Origin of the sequence: Paenibacillus aceris, from assembly GCF_017874035.1 — a bacterium.
In the GTDB taxonomy this organism is placed as follows: domain Bacteria; phylum Bacillota; class Bacilli; order Paenibacillales; family NBRC-103111; genus Paenibacillus_E; species Paenibacillus_E aceris.
The window spans coordinates 78,412-100,435 of record NZ_JAGGKV010000015.1; the positions used below are offsets into that span (position 1 = coordinate 78,412).

Consider the following 22,024-nt stretch of genomic DNA (forward strand, 5'->3'; position numbering starts at 1 on the left):
CTGGATCGAAAACATTAAAGTAATAAGATTTTAATAGAAAATAAATAAGAAGAGAGCCCACAATCACCTGTGGCTCTTTTCAATTTGTGCACAAATGCCCACTCCATTGCATATGGTGGAAGCAATGTATGATCAGTTCACTCGGAGGAGTATTGTCTCAACTTTAATTTCAAAGGAGATAATCAAATGTGGAATAGCTTCCCATCATATCCCGATAACAGACAAGGGATTTCAAACATTTTACAATGTATGAATAAGTGGGTTACCATCCAATTAGAAGATGGGACTAATTTGCAAGTTAACGTGACCTCTGCCGATTTCAGCTATGCAACAGGATTTTTAACCCACCCATCTTATAACACATTAGTTTGCAATGGGACTGTCATTCAAAATTCACAACAGGCAGAGGCTTGCAAGGGTCAATGGGTTCAACTTGTTCTTCCCAATCATATTTCGCTTTCGTTTTACTTGACTCATTATGATGATCAAATGGTCGGGGGCAGTTTCCAATCGAGTCAACTACTCGGACTATCTAACCGTGTCACTTCAGTTCAATGTTAAATAGAAGCAGGTCTCGTGAGATGAACTGCACCCCAATCGTTAGAATGTGTCTTACAATTGGGGTGCAGTTCGAAGAAGTTGGGAGTGTAATTAGTGTATGTAACTAACGTTTCCCGTTAATAATGACATAACTCTTGAAATATATACCCGATATACGTATACTTGTTAAGGTACTTATAATTGTATAGGCGATGGAGTTCGCCATCAACCGCCTTTGTGCTAATGACTCCTATCAGTTTATTTGACATGAACTGGTAGGAGTTTTTTGTTTTCTTATCTAAACTATGAAGGAGAGACAAAAGTTGAAAAGTTACTTCCAAGGCCATGCGGTAAGAATCAGGGGCTATGCAGAAAGATGGATTCACGTTGGGATCCTTGCTTCAGTACTCAAATGGATTGTAATTGGTGGACTTGTCGGTATTTTTACTGGTTCTGCGTCTGCTCTGTTCTTGACGAGTTTGAATTGGGCAACAGATACACGAACGAACCATTCATGGTTGTTATGGCTTTTGCCTGTCGGTGGTGCAGTCGTCAGTTACCTATACTTTAAGTTTGGCAAAGATTCGTCTAAAGGTAATAACCTCATTTTAGAGCAAATACACGAAGGCAATGGGACGATCCCTTTCCGAATGGCACCGCTCGTTCTATTTGGAACCATCGTCACCCATTTGTTCGGAGGTTCGGCAGGCCGGGAAGGAACAGCTGTACAAATGGGGGGAAGTTTATCCGAATGGATCTGTAATGTCCTCAAACTTAATCCACTCGACCGTAAAATCATTTTGATGTGTGGAATAAGCAGCGGCTTCGGCTCTGTATTCGGCACTCCCTTAGCAGGTACGGTATTTGGCCTTGAAGTTCTTGTTATTGGACTCGTCAGGTACGAAGCTCTGATTCCGTGTTTTATTGCAAGTCTCGTAGGGGATAAAGTTACCACAGCTTGGGGAATCCATCATCTCCATTATTACATGGGGGCAATACCAGATTTTAGCACCCTTCTCTTGTTTAAGGTCGTTGTTGCTTCCGTCTTGTTTGGATTAGCAGGCTTACTCTTTAGTGAACTAACCCATCGTCTAAAGACATTATTTACGAAAGTGTTCAAGAATCCGGTTATGAAGAGCTTTTGTGGCGGATTCATGATTATCGGAATGGTATACCTTTTTGGTACAAGCAATTATCTTGGCTTGGGTATTCCACTAATACAGCAGTCATTCAGTGAGAGTGTGCCCCCCTTTACCTTCTTGCTTAAAACAATTTTTACCTCAGTCACATTAGGAGCAGGTTTTCAAGGTGGAGAAGTCACCCCATTGTTTGTAATTGGTTCGACACTGGGAAGTTCGCTAGCACACTACTTACATCTATCTGCTCCGTTCCTAGCGGCAATTGGTTTTATCTCTGTATTCAGCGGCGCAACTAACACGCCTATCGCTTGTTTCATTATGGGAATCGAACTATTCGGAGCGGAAGGTGCTATGTATATGTTTATCGGTTGTATCATTAGCTTCTTGTTTTCAGGTCACACCGGAATTTATGTAGCCCAAAGGATCGGCATTTCAAAAAGCAGGAGTGTCATCATAGGAGAAAATGCTACTCTTGGCTCTCTGTACAACAAAAAGTAATGGTATCTAGGGGGATTAGGTGAGACACAAAATACCTCACCGCAACACAAAGAGGTTCCAACTGAGTTGGGGCCTCTTTGTGTTGCTGCGCTAAACTTCCCTTTACTTCCCTCGGACAACGGCAGCCATTCGTGTGCTGCCTTCACTGGTATTTTATTAAGCGATCGTTCTGCTTTAGCTCAATCAAGTATGAGTCTTATGAATCCAAACTTAGTCCATTGACAAGAAAATCACCTTGCTCAATTTTCATTACTCAGCCCCGGCTCTTTATAGCTGGATCCAAAAGCGTCTAACAATATTTCCGTTATCCTCCACTAATTCCGATTCAAATCGGCCTCCGTTTTTTATAATAGTTTTTTCAGATGCATAATTACACTTATCACAAACAAGAAGAACCTTCTCCAGACCCATAATTTTTGTTAGTTCTAAGGTTAATGCCAAAAGTTCAGATGCATAACCTTTTCGTCTTTCCGACGGTCGAATTCCATACCCAATATGCCCGCCGCAGTTCAGTAGTTTTACGTTGAGTCTATGCCTTACATTTACAGCACCAATAATTTTTTTTGAGTCATCATTTAATAGCCAGTATGTAGAGTGAGGAACAAAATTTCCGTCAATTATCTTACCTTCTGAATCTTGTGAGTACAAAAAATTCAGCATGCCAGTGAAATCATAAGGTTCTTTTTCTACAACCCATGGAACGATATTTTCACCACTGGATTTCCAATCTTCATAAAACGATATGTATTCATCCTTATAGTCAGCTGATGGTTGTACCAACCTATTCGAAATTTGCATCTCTCAGCCTCCGAATGTAAATTTTATCCATAGTATCATTCAGCAGATAAATTCGCAATACTCTAATTGGTTATTCATTGACAAAATTAAAGGAGTAGCTGCCGCGACAAACTACTCCTATTAGTTGAATGATCGCCTCAAATATTTCAGCGCATTAGCGGGATAACAACGATTTATAAAGTTTAATGACGCTCAAATGCATACCCTCATGGTATAAATTGAAGCTGAGGAATTGTTCCGGCGTTTCCAGAGTCATCCCAGCAGACGTGGTATAAGGCGGAACAAGCTTTTCCTGCAAGCGATGCTCCAAAACTTTACGTATCCGCTCTTGTTGTTCTTTTAGCAGAATCTCTAGTTCCTGCAAGTTCGGCACGGGAATGGAATCTGATTTGTTGGCAGGTGAAGTACCATATTCAAACTGTTCATTAAACCCATCGGGCAAGTGTTGTGGAAGGCCCAAATATTGAAAGGCGAACCGTTCTAAGACAACATAAATGTGCCCCAAATTCCAGCGTATCGTATTTCGGAATCCCTCGGGGATCCGATCTGCGCTTTCCTCAGTGACTCCCTCCATCATTTTTAGGGTTTGGCCTCTTACAAATGCCATCTGCTTAAATAAAAAGTGTTCCATCGTCTTCACTCCCACTTTGTTTATATTAGCGATAATTTACCACATTTTACCTCTACGAACTACATTATTTTAAAACTATCCTGCCTGTTAGCAAAGTGAAGAGCTGCCACCCGGCAGCCCTTCAAATGTTTAACTATCGTTCCCTCGCTAGCGTGATCATGATGGGTTTAATACCCATAATCGTAATTTTTTCACCACCAATTCCCTTAAAAAAATTTAGATGACTCTCCTTGGAAAACTTTAGCTCTGAAATTAAGAACGCCTCCAATACATTCGCTTCAATTCTTTGAGAATGCGTTTCATCGAAAAAAATATTTATAAAATCGTACATGCTATTCTTCCAAATCAATGAGAGTTACTGTCCCATTATCCAGCCCAATTGCTTAATGACAAAAATAGCAGCTGCAGCGGCGATCTGCTCACTGGTCTGTTTCAATTAAAGCTCTACGTCCCTAGGTTGAATGGTTACACCTCCCGCATGAGGGTTCCCCATTGAACTGTTGAATCCTTTTTGACTGCGAAAACCTGCTCGTTACCATGAAGAAAAAAGTGACCCACAGCAACAGGCTGTGAGTCATAATTATTTATATTTTAAAGGGGGGGGCAGTTTTATTATAGGCTTGATTCATTAAAGCCCTATGAAAATAAGAATTCATTATTGTTACATTTATTCCACTAACGTTTCAGTTAGTTCAATGGTTTGGTGTTTGTTTTATACACTAATTGTCCCATTAATCCAACCTTTTATAAAACTTGATAAAGAAGAACTTATCCATGTTCTACTATCATCTTCATGGTTCCACACATAAATATCGTTTCTTACAATCTTCCCGTTTAGAATAGGGAAAGCAAATTGATTTCCATTTCCAGCATCAGCAAAAAACAAAAGGTGATCGAATGGCATATAGAGTTCTTTAAAATCTTTATTATTTCTAAATTCAAAATTGTCCTTTTTTATTCGTTCAAGTGTCCAAATAATGTCGCAACCGTACTCACCAATTACTCCGTTACTCTCAAGCAATAGTCCCTTTAATGATTTTGGAAGTTCAACTTGCAGTAAACTTTCAAGTTCTAACAATTGAGACTCTGTAACAGGTAATTGGAACTTATAATCTTTAGTCAGTTCATTGATTAGATCCATCCACATACAATTTTTTCACCTTCACTATATCAACAAATTAATCCATTTAATTAATAAATGCGGCACAAGCCACGTTAACTTAATCACTCCTGCAATCCGTCGGGAATGAGACAATCTTCTTGTCATCCGACACTTATTGACATTATAATGGGTCCATTATGTACAATTTATCGGCAGTGACATTTAAGTCACCTCAGATTCATTTATGGGCTTTATTGAATTGGTCTACTTCAAATGTCATTTACCGATAATGCTAATGATGGATTATTTTATATCTGTGAACAGCGAAAGGACGGTTGATTGATTTAATGAATACTCGTATTGAACAGCTAACTGCATACATGGATCGACGGGCGATCGATGCCGTACTGATTACGATGCCGAAGCATGTGTATTATTTGACCGGTTTTGCGAGTGACCCGCATGAGCGTTTTCTCGGTCTGCTGATTCCGCGCGGAGCCGAACCGCTGCTAATCGTACCGGCTCTGGACCTTGAAGCAGCGCAAGCCACATCGTCCGTGAAGGAGATCCATACCCATACGGATACCGATAACCCATACGAAGTTCTCAGCAAGCTTATGCCGGCGGGAGTCCAGACACTGGGACTGGAAAAGGACTATATGACTGTCAGCCGGTTCGAGGCAATTAGCCAAGCGGTAGGTGCAGCCGTTTATGCGGATATCGACGAACCGCTGCGTGAGATGCGCGTCATTAAGACTCCGGACGAAGTGATGCGCATGAAGCATGCGGTGCGGATCATCGAGGATGTGCTGCGCGCCGGCATCGCGCAAGTGAAGCCTGGCGTTACGGAGATTGAGCTTGTGGCGGAGCTGGAGTACCAGATGAAGAAGCTCGGTGCGAGCGGACCTTCCTTCTCGACGATGGTGCTGGCTGGCGAGAAATCTGCGCTGCCGCATGGCACTCCGGGCTCACGGGCCGTCCGCGAAGGAGAGCTGCTCTTGTTCGACCTCGGCGTCTATGCGGACGGATATGCATCGGATATTACGCGAACGTTCGCGGTAGGCGATATTTCGGAAGAGCAGGCGAAAATTTATCAGACGGTACTTCAGGCGAACCTGCAGGCCATTGAAGCAACTCGCCCCGGCGCTACGTTGGCCAGCCTAGACCACGCGGCGCGCGAGCACATCGCCAACGCCGGCTACGGGACGTATTTCATGCACCGGCTCGGGCACGGCCTTGGCATGGATGTGCACGAGTATCCGTCCGTGCACGGCCATAACCAGGAGCTGCTGCGCAGCGGCATGGTCTTCACGATTGAGCCGGGCATCTACGTACCGGGCGTCGGCGGCGTGCGGATCGAGGATGATGTGCTCGTCACGGACAGCGGCGTCGAGGTGCTGACGTCGTTCCCGAAGGGACTTACCGTCATCGGGTAAACGGTTCTATACAAAAGACAAAGCCAGCTTATGCTGGCTTTTGTCGCATCGGAGCAGCCTCGCGGTTCGCCCGGGGAGCGAGTCGAGCCCTCCTCCTGTCCTCGCATCGACTGTCGATCGATATCGCGGCAGCCTGATGGTGCGTAGTATGCCATGTATCATAATCGCCATTATTCCCCCCGTTGAATTGTCGTATGGTAACGGAAATAATGCACTCTCATTCTCCGTCGTAATCGAAATCAATCCACATGAAATACGATATCATCCCCTGTCGGTTTATCCATCATGGGAGAACCGAGCTCCCTAAAGACAAAATTCATACCCGAAATATCGTCAGGTAATGCTGGCGATACAACATAGTTAAAGGATAAATGCCCTGGACTCCCTCCCCCACTATCCATATGACATTGGTAATTTTCCCCTAGATACAATTCGAAGTGTCTTGTTTTATTCGAATTTACCGAGTGGTCACTCGTAACATCCCAATCAATATTAAAAGTAATTAAGCTTGCATTACTATATTGCCGCATAGAGGTCACCGAATAAAAAAACTCTTCGTGATTCACGGATTTCAAAATAGGGACATGTTTTCTGAATCCAGAAGGTTCAACTATCGGTTTATAATTCTCTTCATTTCTCAGGACGTGGAACACTGATTTCAAGTAATCCTCGTAGAGGTGAAAAGAAATTGCCCATTTCTTAATATGCTCGAATGGCGGATAACCTGGATTATTGTTCGAGATTTCTTTGCGTTGTTTAAGCAATTCGCAAATTTTCTCATCAATAAGGAATATTCGCTCTTCATAATGCTCGGTAGGACGTTCAAATGGCATTCGTTTCACTAACATTCCTCCTCAGATTAACAATATTTTTGTAAACATACTCTAACAAATATATATCTGCTACGTATCCCCATTTGTTCAGTGAACTTCCTTCCGCCACAAATTAAACGCTTAAATCATTTTAACACATATTGGAAGTATCCAGCCCTTTGTTGTTGAGGATGTTTTTGAAAGACATCTGCCCGTTAGCTTAATCACTAAGGGGTCTCCTGCAATCCGTCGGACAAAACCAATAAAAAACCCTCACCAATAAATGGTAAAGGGTTTTGCGCTGCGCATCTCCTACCGGTGTACACCCTCCCTCCGGTTTACGCAGCATTCCATTAGTGAGTTGAAGGGAGGAAGGCGAAACCTCCCCCTTCTCAACCTATTGCTAATTCAAAATCTTGGTAGCAAGAATGGCCAGATCCTGAATATCTACCTTGCCGTCGCCGCTCAGGTCGAACTGCTGCCACGAGCTCCAGTCGGAATCCGCGGACGACTTACCGTAAGCTTGAACCGCCAACGCCAGGTCGCCGATGCTGATCTTGTTGTCATTGTTAAAGTCGCCGCCGATCGGCTTGATTACCGAATTCAGGAACGTCTGCAGCGCCGTCTGCAGTTGTGCTGCCGCCTGGTCCACCGCCGCCTGATCGGCTGCCGAGTTATTCGCAACCGACTTGGCCTGATCGATCACCGCCTGCAGCGCCGCCTTCGAGCCTTCCGGATAATTACCTACTCCGCTGCCCTCCGACGCTTGGTCATGCCTCGCCTGGGCGTCCGCAATCAACGCATTCAGAGCCGACTTATCTACCACCGCCTGCTGCTGAATTCTCAGGCTGTGACTTGTTCCGCCAAGTGTCGTCTCAACGCCATTTGCATCCGCAGTAACCAGCCTGCTGAGAAGGATCGATGTATTCCCTTCCGAATCCTGCTTCGCCCTCAGGCTCAGCTTCAACAGATACCCGTTCGGATCTGTCTGCTTTACACCAAGATGAACACCCAGCACGCGCAGCTTGCCGCCGACCTGTTTGTGATCGGCGATGACGAATTGCCCATCGGCCATTGTGACAGGATCGGATATCAGCTCCAGCATCGTCGGATCGAACTCGAAGGTCAGATCTTGCGCCATTATTCCGGACTCCAGATCCTTCCCACGGTAGATCAGCTCGAACGTTTCACCGGGCTGCACCGCTGTCGGTCCCGTCAATTTGATCTTGCTCTGGGCATTGGGAGCCATCGTTGGAATAGCAATGTCGGTCCTCATGGAGGGCAGCTTAGCCTCGTCGCCAAGATAGAAGCTGGCGAATCCCATCTGATCGTAGCCAGTGTTCTTGTTCGCCACACCGTTGCGGTACATCGGGTCGTGCATCAGCGTGCGGATGCCGTACTCCGTCGGCGACAGGGTCGTGACGATGGCTAGACGGTTATTGCTAGCCCGGAGAATGAGCTCCTCACGCCAGTCTCCAAACATGTCGGCCTTAAGTGTGGGTGTGCTCTTATTGCCGGTCGACGTAAGGCCGGTCGCGAGATATGGAGTGGTCGCGAAGGTCATATCGTTGACCGTGCTGATGGTGGCGCTGCTGACAGCCATGGCCGTCAAGCCACTACCGAACCAGATGGCGTTCTGGCCGCTGCCCAGATTTCTACTGCCATTCAGGAGCTCACCGGTGATCATGCTCCTAGCGCCGTTCTGCGAGTATCCCTGCGCGCCTGGCCAACGGTTAGAGAAGTTGCCGGCCACCGCTCCCTCGGCATCAGTCCCGGCGTATACGCCGAAGATAAGCGAGTTTTCATTGACAATCTCACCCTGCTCGTTTAGCCGTTTGCCTTTCATCGGGTCGTGGGCCTCCGGACCGGGCAGCCAGCCGTACTGCTTGCCGTTGCGAATGTCGTCCAGAATATGCTCCTCGCTACCCGACCACATTCTGATGTTGTTGTCCTTGGAGACAGGGAGCAGCGCGCTGCGGTCACCGTGGCGGAGGGGTGCCCACACGTTCAGCGGGTTGTTCCGGACCGCGTCGGTAGCGAACTCAAAGCTGTCAGCAACTGGAGGGATGCTGTTCTGCCCCTCGATTGTAGGCATGATATCTCCATTGAGTACCTTGGGCAGGATCATGGTCTTGTCGGCGTTCAGGCCGAGGACCATGGCTTTCATCACGATCTCATCCCGGCCGTCTCCGTCTAGGTCGGCGGTTTGGGTTTGATGGTTGCCACGGTTCTGGTAGTCGTAGGAGGTGCCGCCCAGAGCCCAGTACCGCGGGTCGGCCGAGTCGAAGCTGGCCTGGAGTTTGACCTTGCCGTTCACGATATTGTAGGCGGCGAATGTCGTCCTCGCGTAGTAGCCACGCTGCGAGACAGCATATTTGTTAACGCCGTCAAGAGCGGCCACGACGCCTAGATAGCGGTTCGCGCGGTTACCTTGCGCGTCACCCCATACGGCCGCCTTCCAGGGATGCTCAAGCCAGTAGGCTTCTTTCTCGGCCATTATCTGCGCTTTATAATCACTAGACGAACTACCGGCGCCGGCGCCGGGGAAGGCCAGATAGGAGAAATTACCGCGCTGGGATTCAGGCGTCATGGCCCAGTTTTCGCCGTCGACACTGCCCTTGTAGGGGAACGGATATTTGGCGCTGTCTACGAGCACGCCTTTACCAGCTTCGTCGTCCCACTTATAAGCCGAGAAAAACTCCTGGTCGTCTTTGGCGGGGCCGATCGGGCCGACGTGGTATGTCTTAATCCACCGTTTGATAGTCGGATCATTGACTCCGTCGTTGCCACCTCCAGCAATCGGGCTGCGGTAGGATATGGTGAAGCTGTTAAGGAGAGACCAGTAAGTGTCAAGAGCCTGTTCGTTGCCGGTGGCGAAGTATTCCTTGAACTTGTCCGTGGTGGCTTTCAGGCCATCCTCGCCGCCAACGACGGTGTTGAGGGTGTCCGGATATATGACGGACTGCGACTCTTCGTCCCAGTTGCCGATACGAGTTCCCAGGGCAGTTTTGAGCATTAGCTCAGCCTTGCCGTCACCGTCAAAGTCTTCACTGAACAGGGTGGTCTCGTGATCGTTGGCCGCTCTTACGTTATAGCCCATATCGATACGGAACAGCAGGGTTCCATCCAACTTGTACACGTCTATGTACTCGGGAGCGGTTAAGTTGTTACTGCCACTGAAGATCGGTTCGGAATACATGGGATCTTGCTGGGTACTGCGCCACTTAACGACGATCTCGTATTCGCCGTCGCCGTCAAAATCGCCCACCGTCATGTCATGGGTGGAGTAGGCGCTGCTTTGCGACGTATATATCGCGCCGGTGCTGGTTTTCGCGTAGGGGAGCTTGGTACCTTGGTCCAGTTCCTCGACGTACTTTATGAACTTAGCTTCCAGCTCGGTGTACAGGGCGTCGCTGATGATGCCGTCGGTCCCGAGGGAATTGGTTGGCTGCCAGGTTTCATGGTTGTACCCGTTGAGCTTGTCGACCCATCCGCTCAGATCTGTCACGCTGACTGGGGTCTTGTTGTTATGGGGCTCGCGGAAAGCCCTGAGCAAATCCATGTCGACAACGTACCAGTGCTGGCCTCCCGTACCGGGGATAACCATGTTAGCCGCGTTCAGATTGGTGCCTGGGCCAAATCTATTGCCTCGGTACATGAAATGCGCGAGCGGCACAGGAACCGGGGCCGGCTTCATCGGAATATACTGCACGGCGCCCCTATTCGCCTGCCCCGAACTTCCCGCCAAGGCCGACAACATAGGTACGGACATACCTTGTCTCAACCCCTCAACGCCGTTGATGACCGGCGCAACCTCATAGATGGAAGTTATGAGTCCATCCGGGTCGCTGTAGTTAGATGGAGTGACGTTTTCTTTCACAATGCCGGGGTTTGTCTCGTAGTTGCTCTCGGGCTGTACATCCCGGGGAGTGATGGTGGTGATCTTCACAAAGTCAGCGTCACCGTCCACCCTCCCATGTCTCAGGGCATCAGTGTGCCTACATTCTTTCGTTCGGTCTAGACATAAGGCAGAGGATAGCGAAGCTCCTTTAGGGACTCTCGGTCAAATGGTGAAAGTATTGCCAGCTTCTCCGTGTTTTCTTGTTGCCTAGGTCTTATTAAGGAGATATAGGGCCCAATGCAATCTCTATGAGATTAGGAATATCTCTCATCATTCGCTGTGCTTCAAACGCTTTGTGCTTAGTGCTGATTCGATGTAACATACTTTTAATAGATTGCCGCATAGAACACGATGAACTGCTTCATGCATAAAGGATTAACCTTATGGTTTGTATAATACTCATGTAACCTTTTTAAAGGCTTCGTTGCGGAGAATCATCGGCATCATCCTCGGAATAGGAGAGCTCGCAGCATTTCCTGTTTGGAGATGCGTTTTTACCCTTTATACAGACCGGAGGAATTTTCACCTCCGCTAATAGGTCAACAAACGTTGTATCTCTCCAAGTTGGTACCGTTGATAGCCATTCATACTCTACAGATTTGCAACCATTCGATTCACCCTCCCTTATTCCTGTTCGTCGTAAACCACCAGAATCGCTGCGATATCCAGGTAATCCCACCTTACACTACGAACAGGTCAAGGGGTAGGTTAAAAATCATACCTATTTGTTCAAAAATCAGAGGTGTTAGTCCGCGCGTTTTAAAAAGGGACGGATTCGGAGGAATCGCGCGAATGTATCCAACGTTCCGAACACGGAACATCGCAGAACCTGAATAAGTAAGGAAGGTTTCTTTCGGATAACATTATTGTGCATTAATCTGCCCGTAACAATGAAAAAGAGGAGCTGCATCGCTGCAAACTCCTCTTTCGTTCTTTAATTGTTTCGATGTCTTTGTCTTCTCATCCACTGGGTTGCTACCCATTTTTCCCCGACTTCTACGGGATTTCCTGCATGTAATGTTAGTTCATTTAAACGATTATCGTTATAAAAATATTCAAAATAGACGGCACTGCCTTTTTTCGGAGTTACTGCTAAACGAAGCGAAGGGAAATACGTTTCACCGCCTTTTTCCACGTCATTTAAATACATCACCAGTGTGCTGATGCGATTGTTTACAACATTTCCGGATGTAAAATAGTCGAAATGAGGATGATACTGTTCCCCAGCTTTATAATGTAAAATTTGCAGCGGCTCAGCATGTGAAACCGGTATATTCATCAGTTCAGAAACTCTCGTCTCAATTTTTTGAATCAATTCATTTTCGCTTTCCTCAAGAAACATGTTGCTGTTTGTTCTAATATTGCTTACTACGCGAGATTTGCCGATTTTAGCTCGCTGCATTCTGTTATTAGTTAAGTTAATCAAAGCGTCACATTCTGTGTAGCTTAATACATTGTCCAAAATTAAAATGAGCGGTTCATCCATTTTGCCGACAATCTGAATCTCTTTATCTTTAGTAATAATTTTGTTTCCAAATGAATTGAAGATCGTCTGCTCTATAATGGCCATCATTGCATCCTCCATTATTAATTACTGAGGAAGTAATCTACATTATGTCAGTTAATTTTAACAGTTCTTCGTGGATCAGAAGTTCCTCATATTTGATAAAAATTATTCTATTGCACTTTTTTTTAGAACAAGCGAGATTTTTCTACTATTCATCTTCGTGCTATATGTACTCTCAGCAATTGAGTGTTAACTCCAAACATAAAAACACCGCCTGGAGCATACAGCCCACGTGGCGATGTTTTTGGCAAAACCTGAATCTACAACAAATAAGTTTGAAGTATTTCTTACATTCCATACACATTGTCATTCAACTATCGTTCAGTTTTAGTTCAATCAACGTTATCTTTCTGAGCCCTTTGGGGTTCTCTAAATGAACCGAAAATGCCAGTAATAAGTCCAATTAATCCAAAAGTAAATCCATATCCAGAAGAACCTTCAAAAGCCAACAAAACGATTACTCCGAATAGTATAATATGTAAACCAAAAAGTTGAACTTGAAGAGCACTAGGATTGCTAAAGTCCAATAATACACACACATAAAAGATTGCAATAACTATTATTGTTAGAATGATTAAACACAATAATCCATGCTTCCAAGTATTGTAAGTTCCGTCATCCTGCCCAATATCTTAATTATAAAAAGAGCAGTTGCCGCGGCAAACAAAAAAGCCGCTACTTTCGCGGCCTTTAATGAGCTAATCTTCTTGTCACCCTTTACCCATTAGCTTGCAAGCGGCAGCTCCTATTTTTTGCTGCAAAAGTAATGGGCAGAATTAGATAATAAAGGATATTATGAGGCTTTAGCTATATATACATATATATCCAATGCATGTTATTGTTGGAACAAACATAGAAGAAATGACGCAACGTAAACATTTTCATCCAATAAGGAGTAATTTGTGAACAATTCGAGATTATCGCAACTGTTACTTACAAAATTCAATCATTTTCATATTTTTCTTATTATTACCTTTATATTGCTTGTTTCATTAATTAGTTATTATCAAAACGAGTCTAAATTTCCCCGTCATTATCATTATGAAAAACAGAAAGCTTCAAACGATGTCATATTGCATACAATTAGGACTACCCCGGATAATATCCGACTTCAGGCAATTGATACGAATGTAACCAAAACTCCATATTATGGAATTAACGGGGGATTCTTCTGGGAAGGGGCTCTGTTAAGCATTGCGGTTATTAACGATCAACCTCTAAAAGGATTGCCTGGTGATTACGGTTCTGGATGGTACAACACTGGCATTGACACTAACTTAAAACGTGGAACACTCGTTTGGGATGACATCACTAAACGCTTCTCGATTCAAGTAGTCACGCATGCTGGAGAGTTGACTGTAACGGATAAGTATCATTATTGGGCTCAAGGTGGTGTCAGTATGAGGCTTAACGATAGCTTTGGTTGGGAGAATGATATGATTTTAGAGGAGATGCCTGCATATAACGAAAGTCGTATGCGTACGGCAATTGTATATGATAATCTAGAGAATATGTATATGATTGTTACACCTACATACTGTACGATAGCAGAGTTCCGAACAGCCATTCTAGAAACGTTAGGCAACCGAAGATTGGTAGACGGCATCTATTTGGACGGAGATGGTTCCTCCCAAATGCTGTGTCGCTATGTCCGGTTGAATGGAGATCAACGCCAAGTCTATCAGATGCTAACCCTAATCCAATAATGCGATCCCGATAGCACTAATCTCCCGTTATTTCAAAGGAAACGGCAGCCGATCGTCTGGCCGGCTGCCGTCGTGTCTTCATTCCCCAGAATTACGCTTCGTAATCCATAATGGCTTCATTCAATTTTGATTTCCCTACAATTCCTTATGTTTATAACCGTCAACTATTAAATCTAACTTTCCTGTTTCCGGGTCGATTACAAGGCCATGAACTGGAATGTTTTTTGGCAGAAGGGGATGGTTCTTGACCGTTTGCACGCTTCCTTTGACGGAATCCTCAACACTATCGAAACCGTGTAGCCATTTTCGCAAATTAATTCCGGAACTTTCAAGGGTGTCGATAGTTTCGGAAGATATGCCGTTCTCCTTCATTTTATTAATGGTTTCGCCAGGGTCAATACAGCTCATCCCGCAATCATGATGACCGACCACAAACACTTCATCGGCATTTAATTCATATACAGCGACAATAACGCTACGCATAACGCTGCCAAATGGATGCAAAACAATCGCTCCAGCATCTTTAATGATTTTGGAATTTCCATCCTTTATATTTAATGCTCGGGGAAGGAGGTCGGTAAGCCTGGAGTCCATACAAGTTACAACAACCATCTTTCTATCTTTGAATCTAGATGCTTTATATTTTTCATATTCCTTCTTCTCTACAAACTCCGAGTTAAAGTGTAACATATCATAAAGTCGGTCCAAGCTTCTCACCTCAATTTCTTTTTGGATATCTTATCATCTTATCATAACCTACTAAGCACCCTCAACATGCCAAACCGTTTTCTCCTACTAATCCATTACTTTCATTTCGCGAGTGCCTTTACTATTTACAACCCATATGCCTGCCAATACAAGCAGAATTCCTGCCAACGTCACTATTTTTAAGCTTTCTTTCAAGAATAGGTATCCTGAAATGACACCCACGACGGGCACAAGCAGTAAAAATATCGATGCTTTGCTTGCTTCTGTACGACTCAAAATATGATTCCACATCACAAACGCCAAGGCGGAGGCAACAATTCCTGCAAACAGAATATAAACGACCGGCATGAATCCCCAATGCAATTCCCCGTGCTCAAAGGAAAAAGAAAACAACAATAATCCCACCGCTCCAATCGTCATTTGCCATGTGGTGTATGGAACGTTGTCACAATGCTTTAATTTCAATTTAAATATCAAGTTCGCCGCAGCCCAAGAAATCGCGGAGCTTAAAGCCAATAACACAGCCAAGAAGGAACCACCCAATTGAATGTTCATAGAGATAAATAATCCGACTAGGCCTAGCACTATTCCGACCGTTTTTCTTGTCGTCAGCTGTTCTCCTGGAATCCATCTATGTGCCATAACTGATAGAAAAAGTGGCATACTGTAAGTCAGAACAGAGGTAAGTCCTGCACTGACATAATTAAGCGAGATTTGAATGGCAATGTTAAAATAGGTGGTTTGGAGCAGCCCGCAGAGTATGTACCACTTCAAATCCGATTTATTGGGCAAAGGGATTTTTTTCATAAAGCTCACGAAAAGGAGCACCACGGCTCCGGTCAAAAATCGCAGTGCGGCAAACAGGACTGGAGGAAACGCGCCATTTCCTAATTTCATGATCACAAAATTAAATCCCCATACAAGACACAACATAGCCATCGAAGCTTTCATACGAAATGACCCTCTCTTTGATATTCGTGTTCTTCGAATTTTTATACCTTGCTAACGACACTTTACAACGAAATTGAATTATCGTCTAATATATAAATATCGTAGCTTTAAGTCGAAAAACATCTTAATGAGGAGGAGTCATATTTGGAACTGCGTCAGATTGAATATTTTATTGCCGTTGCGGAAGAGTTGCACTTTGGACGTGCGGCAAAGCGCCTACAGATGACACAACCGCCTCTAAGCCAACAGATCTTGCAGCTTGAAAAAGAACTTGGAGTCATGTTGTTCGAGAGATCAAAACGGCATGTAGAGCTAACAAATGCTGGAAAGGTCTTCTTGCAAGAGTCCCTCCATGCCCTGACTCAATTAGAACAAGCAAAGGCGGCGGCCCAAAGGGCTCAGATGGGAATGCTCGGTCGCTTAGTGCTAGGCTTTGTCGGGTCTGCTACATTTGATATTCTTCCAAATCTTGTTCGGGCGTTTCAGGATCAGTATCCGTATGTAGATTTGGTTCTTCACGAGATGCCCACTCCAATGCAAATTGAGGCATTTCGCAGAAAGGACATCGACATCGGCTTTGTAAGAACTCCTGTCGTCGATCGACTCCTATCACTCTTGTCCGTTCATCAAGAGACATGTATCGCGGTCGTCCCGAAACTGCATCCACTGGCACAACGCTCTTCCGTATCGATGGGCGATCTTAGCGCAGAACGATTTATACTAGTAGAGCGGGAGGTTTGGCCGAGCTGGTATGACGATATAGTCACGAAATGTCGTGAAGCCGGTTTTAGCCCGATCATCCGTCAAAACGTGAAAGAAATACAAACCGTCGTCGGGTTGGTTGCAGCGGGACTGGGTATAAGTATCGTACCCAGCTCAACGGCGAATTTACATGCCCGGGACGTCGCGTACGTGAACATAGAGGGAAATGCCCCGCGCGTAGATATGAGTATCGCCTGGCGAACGGATAACAACTCTCCCATCGTTAAACAATTTCTCGAGACAGCAGTACGACTCACCGGATGCGACTTTACACAAAACAGCTAAGCTTTGACTCCCTCTCTAGTATGCGAGGTCATTACCTTCCATTGCCCGGTAACGGGGAAAGGCAGCCGCTTGCCGGCTGCCTTTAATCGTGTTTTATTCAGCTCTTGTTCTGCGTCAGTAGAGTCTCACATTTAGAAAAATGAATATAGTCCATCTTCAAAGTACTTGTATTCCAGCTCACCTAAAATCTTTTCTCCATACTAATAATCAATTCTAAATTGTCTATTTGGACATGGCCTCGAAATATTCGACAACGATCTCATGAAATTCCAGAGCTGCCGGCGATATATATCGACTCTTGTGCCACAATAATGCGATTTCCCGCACCACTTCGTGAGTCTCTACCTGGAGATATTTGATTTGTGCTCGTTCATTCCTAGCCGTGCTTGGTATGAAGGCTATGCCAATTTCGGCTTCCACCAGATTGACCAGCCTTGCCGGTTCATCCCCCTCGTACACATAATGAGGTACAAATCCAACCGATCTGCATACCGCGTCCATTAAATCGCGCGTACCGTAGCCGATCTTTACCCCGACAAACCATTCATCCTTTAGTTCGGTCAAGGATACGCTGTTTCGATCCGCCAGCCGATGCCCCTTTGGAACGGCGACAAGGATCGGGTCGATGAACACAATTTGGCATCCGATGTCATCCCGTTCGATAGGAGGCGAGGACAAACAATAATCTACCTCACCTCTCTCCAGAAGCATAACCATTTCCTGTGTGGTCAGCATTTGCACATGAAATTGAATATTGGGCCGCTTTTTTCGATATTCCCGAAGAATGTCGGGTAATACGCTAGCGCTAGTCACCCCTAATTCAAGTGTGCCATGATCGGGGCTGGCTAAATCGCTAAGCTCCTGTTTCCCCTGTTCCAATTCGAATAAAGCCCTTTCTGCACGCCGAAGAAATCTTCTTCCGAACTCATTTAATTGCAGCTTCCTTCCTACTCGATCGAAAAGCGAGACCCCTAGATCTTCCTCCAGGCGTTGAATCGTTTTGCTTAATGACGATTGCGTAACGTGCAGACTCCGGGCAGCTTCGGTCACATGTTCCGAACGAGCTACCGCGAGAAAATAGCGCAGTTGAAGAAGTTCCAATTTCGCACACTCCATTCATTCCTTCTAGTCAATGAGATTATAGCATGCAATGCGTTGGAATAAATAATTGGTTTCAAGTATGATGACAATAAGATCTTCTATAGAAAGGATTGAACATCATGAATCGTAGGTTCGTTGTTTATCTTGTTGCGTTTGCTGCATTTCTTGGGCCGTTCACACAAACCATTTACACCCCGGTGTTACCCGAGGTTGCCAGTCAACTCCACTCCACCTCATTCGTCGTAAACTTGACGATTTCAGTGTTTACCTTATTTCTTGCCATCATGCAGATGATCTATGGTCCGCTTACGGACTCGAAGGGGCGCCGCAAAGTCATGCTTTTCGGACTAACGCTGTATGTTATCGCTTCGGCCGGGTGTTTTTTCTCCGAAAGCATAGAGCTGCTTCTTGTCTTCCGAGCGTTGCAGGCTATCGGAATCGCCGCGGGATCAGTCGTTGCGGTTACGGTCATCAGCGACTTGTTCGATGGAAAAGAACGCGGCCAAGCGATGGGAACCTTTCAAATGTTGGTTTCGTTAGGCCCTGTGCTCGGGCCGGTCATCGGCGGCTTCCTTAGCGGGTTGTTCAATTTTCACTCTGTGTTTCTCGCTCTTGCAGCAACGGGTATGCTTGTGTTGGTTTTCAACTACCTATATTTGAAGGAAACAAAACCGGACAACGTCGAAGCTGGCCGCTTTCAACCGCGGGATTTTGCAAAGATTCTTCAGAATCGGATCGGATCGTCCATTATTTATCTTGGGTTTATTCAGTATTATGTGTTTTACGATTTTCTTGTCTTCCTGCCGAACATCTTAAGCGATCGTTACGGATTGTCGGCTGAGCAAAAGGGACTGGTATTTCTGCCGATGTCGCTTGGCATTGTGGTTGGCAGTTACTTCGGCGGGAAAATCCAAGCACGGATAGATGGAGAAAAGCTGGTCGTTCTGACGACTTTTCTAAATGCAATTTCGGTGTTATTCTTCCTCATCTTTTATTCGATTTCATTAGTTTGGTTGCTGGCCGGAATTATCTTCTTCGGGTTATTCCTTGGGCTCTCTCTCCCCGTGCAGACGACGCTGCTGACCGGAGCTTTCACGAAAAACCGTGCGACTGCCGTCGGAGCGTATAACCTTTTCCGGTATATGGGAATGGCCTTTAGCCCGATCGTTGGCAGCCTATTCTACCATATCGGCGGCTATTTCTTGTTGTATGGTTTTATCGTAGTAGCGTTTCTGGCTTTTTCCTTTCTTTTGTCTCGACGTCTCCTTGGCTCACAAGCAAATAGTCCGTCCCTTGAGAAGGGATGAATTCGGAATTGCAAAAAAGCCGCGATTTACGCGGCTTTCCATGAGACAATGTTCTTGTCACATACTCTTGAACAACATTATCACCTATTTCTCGGAACAAGTATTTGATGCCTTCCCCAATCACAGCCGCTGTTCATAATCTTGGCTGATTTGCGGCGGATTGGCTTGGATATAGGCAATAAACTCCCGGGATGCATAAGAAAGGTATTTATCCCGGGGATAAATAAGCGCCAACTCCCAAGCAATCTGCGGATGGGAAATTGAAACGGTCTGAACGGCAAGATGATGCAAACGGTTCGCCATCGATCTGGGGATCAATGAAATTCCTAATTGAGACGACACCATCTCACAGCAGAAATCCCACAGTGAGGTCATATGAATTGCCTCGGGTTCGAATCCGGCCTGCGAGCATGCTTGCCAAACTACGTCATGCAGGGCGAATTCCTTGGTGAACAGAATAAACGGCTCATTCTTTAATTCGACTAAACTGACAGATTTTCTCCCGGCAAGCCAGTGATGATTGCTTACAATGACAACCAGCTCTTCAGATAACAATGGAACCGTTCCATACAGCTTAGTGTTCACAGGTAACACAGTGACCCCAAAATCGATATTTCCTTGATCCATCTGCATCTCTACCTGTTTCGCGCTGTATTCTACCATTTGAATCTCAATCCTGGGATAACTCTTCTTGAATCCGGCAATTATTTTTGGGAAAAGCAATGCGCTGATTGTAGGCAATATTCCCATCTTCACTTTTCCTCTTTTCAATTGAACCAGCTCATTAACAGAAGAAGTTAACTCCTCCAGCAGTTGCAAAATTATTAAAGCCTTCTCGTTAACCAACTTTCCTGTATCCGTGAGTTCAACCTCCCTCTCGGAACGGTCAAGCAAAGTAACTCCCAATTCATCTTCCAGACTTTTGATCATCTTGCTGATGGATGGTTGAGAAACAAAAAGGGCCTGCGAAGCTTTTGTGAAATTTTTATATTTGGCCACTTCTGCAAAATAATGAAGCTGTCTAATATCCATCTGATCCGGATCTGCCTCCTTCCCCCTATAGGCAAAGTGGTATCCAAACCATTCATCCTTCGTCTTAAGATTATGATATGTCGTACGCGCAAAAAACAGCACCGCGCGCCGCTAAACGCTTAGTGCTGTTCGATAATGCCGGCAAATTAAACCGGATATACCGGGTGCTTCCGCTCAGAGAAGACCATAACTTTTGAAGAATAAGCCTCGAATCGATTCACTAACTCGCCGCGTAACGAATTGGCCGGAATAATCCCATCAATAATCATTTCTGAGGCTAACCGGTAAATATCAATATCTTGCTTATATTCCTCCCGCTTTTGCTGGGTAAAAGCGGCCCGTTCGTTCTCAGGCAACCCGGCAATTTTATTGGCATAGACCGCGTTAACCGCAGCTTCCGGTCCCATCACTGCAATTTGAGCTGTAGGCAATGCGAGACAGCAATCCGGTTCAAACGCAGGACCAGCCATAGCATAGAGTCCTGCCCCGTAGGCTTTACGAACAATCACCGAGATTTTTGGTACGCTCGCCTCAGACATGGCAGAAATCATTTTCGCACCATGGCGGATAATTCCTGCCCGTTCCACTTTGGTACCGATCATAAAACCAGGGACGTCGACAAGAAACAGAAGCGGGATATGAAATGCGTCGCAAAGGTTAATAAATCTGGTTGCCTTATCCGCCGAATCGTGGAACAGCACGCCTCCTTTAACCTGCGGCTGATTCGCAATGATCCCAACCGGTTTTCCGTTCATTCGGGCCAATCCCGTAATCAATTCGCCGGCAAACAGCTTCTTAATCTCGAAGAATGACCCCTCGTCAATAATCCGGTCAATTAGGCCATACATATTAAACGGGGCATTCTGATTGGATGGGATGAGCTCTTCTAATGACTTCTCAAAGTATTTTGGAGCCGCTGCTTCCACGACCGGCGGTTTTTCGGAAAAATTGGCGGGAAAATAGGAGAGGTATCGTCGTGCCATCGAAATGGCTTCTTCTTCGTCTTTGGCCAGCACATCACCGCATCCAGATACCGAGCAATGCATGCGCGCGCCTCCCATTTCTTCTAACGTAACCTTTTCTCCGATAACCATCTCTGCCATCCGCGGGGAACCGAGATACATGGATGCGTTTCCATCCACCATAATTACGATATCGCAAAATGCCGGAATGTATGCTCCGCCTGCAGCCGAAGGACCAAAGAGCAAGCAGATTTGAGGGATTTTACCCGACAATTTGACCTGATTGTAGAAAATACGGCCAGCCCCGCGCCGTCCGGGGAACATCTCCACCTGGTCCGTAATGCGAGCACCTGCTGAATCCACCAGGTAAATCAATGGCACTCTCATTTTGTCGGCCGTCTCTTGTATTCGAATGATCTTCTCTACCGTACGTGATCCCCAAGAACCGGCTTTGACGGTGGAATCATTGGCCATTACACAAACGATTCTCCCGTCAATCTTTCCAATCGCCGTAACCACGCCATCCGACGGAAGATCTTCTGCCATGCAGTTGGCGAATAATGCATCCTCCAACTCGAAACCCGGATCAAACAATAACTTCAAACGGTCGCGAACAAATTGTTTTCCTTGCCCCGCGTTCTTTTGATGATAAGCCTGTGCTCCCCCTTTGAAGATCCGTGAAATACGTTCCTGCAGCTCCTCCGGATTTATTTCCATGGTCATCCCCTATTCCTCCTATCCAAGGATAAACGACTTCGTCGTCCTTTTAGGACGAGCGCGTTTATC

At 45.6% G+C, this 22,024-nt stretch carries 17 protein-coding genes and 1 riboswitch; of the genes, 6 read left to right on the top strand and 11 right to left on the bottom strand.

The window, feature by feature from the left end:
* The first annotated feature begins 186 nt into the window (after window positions 1–186).
* Window positions 187–561, top strand: coding sequence for a hypothetical protein (locus J2Z65_RS23680; protein ID WP_167059353.1), 375 nt, complete (start codon window positions 187–189; stop codon window positions 559–561).
* Window positions 562–739: 178 nt separating this feature from the next.
* A riboswitch (Fluoride riboswitch) is annotated at window positions 740–800 on the top strand.
* A 63-nt stretch (window positions 801–863) separates the two neighbouring features.
* A complete protein-coding gene (locus J2Z65_RS23685; protein WP_244999170.1) occupies window positions 864–2,177 on the top strand; it encodes a voltage-gated chloride channel family protein in 1,314 nt (437 codons plus the stop codon).
* Window positions 2,178–2,444: 267 nt separating this feature from the next.
* Here J2Z65_RS23685 and J2Z65_RS23690 read toward each other — a convergent pair whose 3' ends face one another.
* The 3 genes from J2Z65_RS23690 to J2Z65_RS23700 form a co-directional block, all read right to left on the bottom strand.
* The gene (locus tag J2Z65_RS23690) at window positions 2,445–2,975 is read right to left on the bottom strand and encodes a GNAT family N-acetyltransferase (RefSeq protein ID WP_209856126.1); all 531 of its coding nucleotides are present in this window, start codon (window positions 2,973–2,975) and stop codon (window positions 2,445–2,447) included.
* A gap of 154 nt (window positions 2,976–3,129) precedes the next feature.
* Entirely contained in the window at window positions 3,130–3,606 is a 477-nt protein-coding gene (locus tag J2Z65_RS23695; protein ID WP_209856128.1) for a DinB family protein, read from the bottom strand.
* Between the two features lie 712 nt (window positions 3,607–4,318).
* Window positions 4,319–4,753, bottom strand: a complete 435-nt coding sequence (locus J2Z65_RS23700; protein WP_167059364.1) for an SMI1/KNR4 family protein — start codon at window positions 4,751–4,753, stop codon at window positions 4,319–4,321.
* 302 nt (window positions 4,754–5,055) lie between these two features.
* On the opposite strand from J2Z65_RS23700, the gene J2Z65_RS23705 reads away from it, so the two are divergent.
* Entirely contained in the window at window positions 5,056–6,144 is a 1,089-nt protein-coding gene (locus J2Z65_RS23705; protein ID WP_167059367.1) for a M24 family metallopeptidase, read from the top strand.
* Between the two features lie 239 nt (window positions 6,145–6,383).
* Here J2Z65_RS23705 and J2Z65_RS23710 read toward each other — a convergent pair whose 3' ends face one another.
* The 3 genes from J2Z65_RS23710 to J2Z65_RS23720 form a co-directional block, all read right to left on the bottom strand.
* Window positions 6,384–6,992 carry a hypothetical protein gene (locus J2Z65_RS23710; RefSeq protein WP_193580953.1) on the bottom strand — a complete coding sequence of 203 codons (609 nt, stop codon included), beginning with the start codon at window positions 6,990–6,992 and terminating at the stop codon, window positions 6,384–6,386.
* A gap of 367 nt (window positions 6,993–7,359) precedes the next feature.
* Window positions 7,360–10,926 (bottom strand): rhamnogalacturonan lyase family protein, encoded by a 3,567-nt coding sequence (locus J2Z65_RS35940; protein ID WP_167059373.1) that lies wholly within the window; start codon window positions 10,924–10,926, stop codon window positions 7,360–7,362.
* A gap of 865 nt (window positions 10,927–11,791) precedes the next feature.
* Window positions 11,792–12,427 carry a 2OG-Fe(II) oxygenase gene (locus J2Z65_RS23720; protein WP_167060293.1) on the bottom strand — a complete coding sequence of 212 codons (636 nt, stop codon included), beginning with the start codon at window positions 12,425–12,427 and terminating at the stop codon, window positions 11,792–11,794.
* Between the two features lie 1,070 nt (window positions 12,428–13,497).
* On the opposite strand from J2Z65_RS23720, the gene J2Z65_RS23725 reads away from it, so the two are divergent.
* Window positions 13,498–14,130 (top strand): hypothetical protein, encoded by a 633-nt coding sequence (locus J2Z65_RS23725; RefSeq protein ID WP_244999171.1) that lies wholly within the window; start codon window positions 13,498–13,500, stop codon window positions 14,128–14,130.
* Window positions 14,131–14,265: 135 nt separating this feature from the next.
* Here J2Z65_RS23725 and J2Z65_RS23730 read toward each other — a convergent pair whose 3' ends face one another.
* Window positions 14,266–14,838: a beta-class carbonic anhydrase gene (locus tag J2Z65_RS23730; protein ID WP_193580954.1), complete on the bottom strand. Its 573-nt coding sequence runs from the start codon at window positions 14,836–14,838 to the stop codon at window positions 14,266–14,268.
* An 87-nt stretch (window positions 14,839–14,925) separates the two neighbouring features.
* Window positions 14,926–15,789 carry a DMT family transporter gene (locus J2Z65_RS23735; protein ID WP_167059379.1) on the bottom strand — a complete coding sequence of 288 codons (864 nt, stop codon included), beginning with the start codon at window positions 15,787–15,789 and terminating at the stop codon, window positions 14,926–14,928.
* Between the two features lie 144 nt (window positions 15,790–15,933).
* On the opposite strand from J2Z65_RS23735, the gene J2Z65_RS23740 reads away from it, so the two are divergent.
* Window positions 15,934–16,836, top strand: coding sequence for a LysR family transcriptional regulator (locus tag J2Z65_RS23740; protein WP_167059382.1), 903 nt, complete (start codon window positions 15,934–15,936; stop codon window positions 16,834–16,836).
* 222 nt (window positions 16,837–17,058) lie between these two features.
* On the opposite strand, the gene J2Z65_RS23745 is transcribed toward J2Z65_RS23740, so the two are convergent.
* Window positions 17,059–17,937, bottom strand: a complete 879-nt coding sequence (locus tag J2Z65_RS23745; protein WP_209856147.1) for a LysR family transcriptional regulator — start codon at window positions 17,935–17,937, stop codon at window positions 17,059–17,061.
* Between the two features lie 119 nt (window positions 17,938–18,056).
* On the opposite strand from J2Z65_RS23745, the gene J2Z65_RS23750 reads away from it, so the two are divergent.
* Window positions 18,057–19,244: an MFS transporter gene (locus tag J2Z65_RS23750; protein WP_167059385.1), complete on the top strand. Its 1,188-nt coding sequence runs from the start codon at window positions 18,057–18,059 to the stop codon at window positions 19,242–19,244.
* Between the two features lie 120 nt (window positions 19,245–19,364).
* Here J2Z65_RS23750 and J2Z65_RS23755 read toward each other — a convergent pair whose 3' ends face one another.
* Together J2Z65_RS23755 and J2Z65_RS23760 are read right to left on the bottom strand one after the other, a co-directional pair.
* Window positions 19,365–20,276 carry a LysR family transcriptional regulator gene (locus tag J2Z65_RS23755; RefSeq protein WP_167059387.1) on the bottom strand — a complete coding sequence of 304 codons (912 nt, stop codon included), beginning with the start codon at window positions 20,274–20,276 and terminating at the stop codon, window positions 19,365–19,367.
* A gap of 146 nt (window positions 20,277–20,422) precedes the next feature.
* Window positions 20,423–21,961, bottom strand: coding sequence for an acyl-CoA carboxylase subunit beta (locus tag J2Z65_RS23760; protein ID WP_167059390.1), 1,539 nt, complete (start codon window positions 21,959–21,961; stop codon window positions 20,423–20,425).
* Window positions 21,962–22,024: the final 63 nt, after the last annotated feature.

What these genes read in the sequence shown, in the direction of transcription:
- J2Z65_RS23720 (WP_167060293.1), bottom strand. Translation starts at nt 12,427, where the DNA reads ATGGCCATTATAGAGCAGACGATCTTCAATTCATTTGGAAACAAAATT.
- J2Z65_RS23695 (WP_209856128.1), bottom strand. Translation starts at nt 3,606, where the DNA reads ATGGAACACTTTTTATTTAAGCAGATGGCATTTGTAAGAGGCCAAACC.
- J2Z65_RS23755 (WP_167059387.1), bottom strand. Translation starts at nt 20,276, where the DNA reads ATGGATATTAGACAGCTTCATTATTTTGCAGAAGTGGCCAAATATAAA.
- J2Z65_RS23700 (WP_167059364.1), bottom strand. Translation starts at nt 4,753, where the DNA reads ATGTGGATGGATCTAATCAATGAACTGACTAAAGATTATAAGTTCCAA.
- J2Z65_RS23760 (WP_167059390.1), bottom strand. Translation starts at nt 21,961, where the DNA reads ATGACCATGGAAATAAATCCGGAGGAGCTGCAGGAACGTATTTCACGG.
- J2Z65_RS23705 (WP_167059367.1), top strand. Translation starts at nt 5,056, where the DNA reads ATGAATACTCGTATTGAACAGCTAACTGCATACATGGATCGACGGGCG.
- J2Z65_RS23710 (WP_193580953.1), bottom strand. Translation starts at nt 6,992, where the DNA reads ATGTTAGTGAAACGAATGCCATTTGAACGTCCTACCGAGCATTATGAA.
- J2Z65_RS23750 (WP_167059385.1), top strand. Translation starts at nt 18,057, where the DNA reads ATGAATCGTAGGTTCGTTGTTTATCTTGTTGCGTTTGCTGCATTTCTT.
- J2Z65_RS23735 (WP_167059379.1), bottom strand. Translation starts at nt 15,789, where the DNA reads ATGAAAGCTTCGATGGCTATGTTGTGTCTTGTATGGGGATTTAATTTT.
- J2Z65_RS23680 (WP_167059353.1), top strand. Translation starts at nt 187, where the DNA reads ATGTGGAATAGCTTCCCATCATATCCCGATAACAGACAAGGGATTTCA.
- J2Z65_RS23690 (WP_209856126.1), bottom strand. Translation starts at nt 2,975, where the DNA reads ATGCAAATTTCGAATAGGTTGGTACAACCATCAGCTGACTATAAGGAT.